Source organism: Synechococcus sp. MU1655, assembly GCF_023630655.1.
Lineage (GTDB): Bacteria > Cyanobacteriota > Cyanobacteriia > PCC-6307 > Cyanobiaceae > Synechococcus_C.
In genome coordinates this window covers 1-3938 of sequence record NZ_JAKUHK010000195.1, presented here as the reverse complement: position 1 = coordinate 3938, position 3938 = coordinate 1, and the positions used below count along the sequence as shown (strand labels likewise).

Below are 3938 nucleotides of genomic sequence, written 5' to 3'. Positions count from 1 at the left end.
GAAGGTTAATCTATTCTTACATTACTTCGGTAATTGAGAGGATCTTTCCACCACGTGAATGGATGTACTTCATTTGGCTTGACATGTCTTTTCCAGACACTAAATAAGTACTACCTGCTGTGCGTTGTCTGCTGCGTGCAGTTTGTGCTGATACCACAATTCTGAATCTCTTCGTGGTGGGATCTGCTGCACCTGATTGTGTACCAGTGCGGTTGATTCGAGTGGTGGTCGAACTCCAACCTCCTGGCACTGTGTTAGTAGCAACAGAGGTCACGAGTGACGATCCTGTTTGAACGGTGTCACTTGCTGCATATCCCTCGGCTAATTTCAGGTGACGATTAAAGGCAACCTGAGACCTTCCATTTTCAGAAAGAATACGTGCAAATGGCACGGTATCTTCACCGAAGGTTGTTTGATATTCAACGCTGTCTACATAGCTACAAATCTCTGCCTCATAACCACTTTCGGCAAGGATCTTTGTATGCTCGCTGATTTCAGCTTGTGATTTCGGTGCTCGTCCTAAGAAGTGCTTAAAGTTTAATTCTATGAAGCGATACGGAGCATTTGTTTCGAAGAAACGACGCTTGTATTCTGCAGACAGTCCCAGTGCGCGGACAAATTCACGAGTACTCAAATAACCATCGATGAACTTGCTTTCAGCCGAGATTGCCCTTTCAAATTCCATCAGGTGGGGGTTGCCCATAACCTGTTTGTAGGAAGCTCGAATTAAGGCATTGAGCTGATCAGTCGAGTCACCAGGACAGCGCTGGAATGTTTCTTGTTCCCGTTGACCAAGTCCAAAAAATACGTAGCTGTCACCACGCATTGGTGCTCCATCTTTGCCACTTGTCACACCAGGTGCTCTGCTTGCAAAACGACCTGCTGCGAAACTTGGAGTTGGTTTGACTCCGATGGATTCTGATGGCACATTGATTTTTGGTGCCAGACCGCTTGCATAACTACTGATGAGGTTGCTACTTCCACCTCGGGCGCTATCACTACCCGCAAAGCTTTTTTGAATTGCTGCGAGTAAGGGGAAGGCAGAGGTTGCTAAATCTGCTGGTGATGACCAGGCTCTTGCATAAGGAACCACATCACTTCCGAACACTTCGAGATATTCGGCAGAATCAACAATGCTGTCGATGACAGCTTCTTGTCCATGTTCAGCTTGGAGTGCAATTTTCGCTGAAACCTCGGCCTGTGAATGTGGTGCTCTTCCAAGCAGGTGTTTGATATTTAAATCAATCCCTCTTTGGGGCCCAACAGCTGTGAAAAATCTTTGTTTGTAGAAACTTGACTTTGCAAGTCCACGAACAAAGTCACGAACTGTGAGTTCTCCATTACGGAGTTGGGCTTCGAGTTCTTTACAACGCTCGAAGTCCATGACATGTGCGTTGCCAAATACTTGGCGATATGCAGCGGCAATTACATCATCAAGCGAAGCGTTATCGTCTGGGCTATAGCATTCTGATGTGACTCTGTGGGGACAATCTGCATGGCTTCTTGGACCTACGCCAATTGCCATCTGATCACAGGAATTCTTGAGGAATTCCCCTATCGTTAAGGCTGCTTTTTGGTTTGATGCTCCCTTCTTTTGAAAGCTGACGGGGTTATTCCACTTGGTCTCTGCGCCGAATCCGGATGATGTTTTGTTGGTTGACATGTTCAATTTCTTGGTTTGATGAGGTTGTTTGTTGATTTAAATGTTTTGGCCTTAGGTGACTGGTGTAATGCTTGAGATTTTACCTCCTTCTCTATGTATTCTTATAAACTGCTCAGATAACTTGTCGAAGGGCACGTAGAAAACACGATTTGATTTCGTGTACCGCGATATTCTTCGTACGTTGTTAGCGCTATATCCAGTCACTTCAACGCGATAGGTTGTTCCTTCTTGCCCTGCTCCAACACCAAGGCGTGTCGGTGCATCTTGAAGATTTTTGGCTCTTCGGAAGCTCCAGCCTTTTGCTTCATTCGAAGATGGCGGAACCACAGGAAGAGGCAAGTTTTGGTAAGCAGCTCCTCCGAGTTTGCTTGTAATTCCTGAAAGATCTCCCTTCAAGCTGCTACTGCTATTACCGCGAAGGAGTTGGAAACTCCATGTGAATTCTTGGAGTGTTGTACAACTGTCTGTTTTCCATCCCCTTTGAAAGGGAACGACCCATTCGCCGTAGGTATTTTGATAGTCATCCGAATCTAAATAGCTATCGATATCGGCCTCATAGCCAAGACTGTCAAGGCGTTCCGCATGCCCTCGCATCTCTTCGAAATCAACTGGGGCTCTTCCCAAGAGATGACGGAAGGCCAGCTCGATATAGCGATAACGGGGGCACGATTCGAAAAATCGGCTTCGGTACAGATCGCTCTTGGCAATGCGACGGATCAGCTCACGAACGCTGATTTCGCCAAGTTTGAATTGCGACTCTGCGATCAATTGGCGCTCGCTCTCCATGACATAGGCATTGCCAAGCACCTGCTTGTAGATTGCGCTGATCAAAGCTTCCTTTTGGACGTCGTCGTCGCCTGGAAGCAGTTCGAGCGGAGCTTCACTCTCTGCGGAGAAACGCTCGATCCCTAGGAGCGAGGCAGGACCAAAGGGCATGAATTGCTCTCTCGTTTATCTCAGAACAATCTCTTCGAAATCCTCTGCCAGCGGACATCTTCTTTATAAAGCTCAATCAAGTGTTCCGTTTTGTTGCGTGAAACGACGAAATGATCCATCGCGGCGTCGAGCGCCGCCCATGGACCCGCTTTAATGTTAAGTTATGCTTCTAAAGACAAGGATTCGAGGCTTGCTCTTGTAGTGCTACGCGTGAGTGGATTCCAATGATCCAATTCGATGGCAGGCCTCTCAAGCAAGGTTTGAATATAAGGATCCATTCCTTTGCACATAGAGAAATCGCTACCTTGGATCGATTCCAACGTGTCTAGATTGGCTTCAGTGAGATCAGCACCTCTTAGGTCTGCCATCTTTAGTTCGCTTGTGCCAAATCGAGTTCCTCTGCACATGGCACCTCGTAAAATGGCATGTCGCAAATCTGCTCCTGCTAACGAAATATTGTCCAGTAATGCACCGCTTAAATCTGCACCGCTTAGATAAGCACCCATTAATGAGGCTTTTCGTAGATCGATTCCCCTCAAATCTGCATTGTTTAAAAAGGCTCCATTGAGTTGTGCTCCTGGGCCGATTGCCCCACTTGTTCGGATGTTGAATCCGTCTGGTACCGCAGTTTTGCTGTCGTATTTAGCAAGCCTCAGGTCTGTGTTTTCCAATCGGCAACACGTTAAATTTGCGCCTCTTATATCAGTTCGACAAAGATTTGCATTTATTAAATCCAGAGTTCCAATATCTCGATTTCGCCAATCTGCACCTCTCGCATCGACTGGATAATTATTAATTTGATCGGGAGACGCCATTTCAGGCGGACTCCAATTTTCTATGTTCAAAATCATTTTATTAGCTTCGTACCATGGAGACGCCAATCGATACTATCACCCTTGTGATTTCAAAGCCGCCAATTGCAAATAGGATCAACCATGTCTTAATGAGCCATTCAGGTGGCTTGCCTACTAGTGATTTCATTGTGCTACTCACTCCACCAGTGGTGAATGTTTTATTCACGAATTCTCTTGCAATCAATGAATTTTTCCATTCTTCCCCATAACGAGGGAACCTTTGATAGATAGGCATGTCTCCAGTTGATCGCCCCGGTATTAATCTCCCTCGCTGTGCTGGAGCCCCATCATATCCAAAGTTGGTCATGTATTCATCACTTTCTAGGATTTGATCTACAAAACATGTGAAGCCTTTTTCTGCGATGACGATAGACCAGGCTAATCTTTCTGTTTCACCACTTACTGAGCGGCCTAGTACTCTTCCTACAATTTGATCCACCATTCTGTAATTTGAGCTGCATTGGTAATATCCTTGTTGAAATCTC

4 protein-coding genes are annotated in these 3938 nt (G+C 46.0%); all 4 read right to left on the bottom strand.

All coding sequences use genetic code 11. From position 1 onward, the window contains the following. Positions 1 to 16 precede the first annotated feature (16 nt). Positions 17 to 1663, bottom strand: coding sequence for a phycobilisome rod-core linker polypeptide (locus NCN04_RS09055; RefSeq protein WP_250395870.1), 1647 nt, complete (start codon positions 1661 to 1663; stop codon positions 17 to 19). 51 nt (positions 1664 to 1714) lie between these two features. Further along, complete coding sequence (locus NCN04_RS09050; RefSeq protein WP_250395869.1) at positions 1715 to 2599, bottom strand: phycobilisome linker polypeptide; 885 nt, start codon at positions 2597 to 2599, stop codon at positions 1715 to 1717. Positions 2600 to 2760: 161 nt separating this feature from the next. After that, positions 2761 to 3414, bottom strand: coding sequence for a pentapeptide repeat-containing protein (locus tag NCN04_RS09045; protein ID WP_250395868.1), 654 nt, complete (start codon positions 3412 to 3414; stop codon positions 2761 to 2763). Positions 3415 to 3454: 40 nt separating this feature from the next. Further along, positions 3455 to 3938 (bottom strand): phycobilisome rod-core linker polypeptide (locus NCN04_RS09040; protein WP_250395867.1); only part of this gene is annotated, 484 nt, incomplete at its 5' end.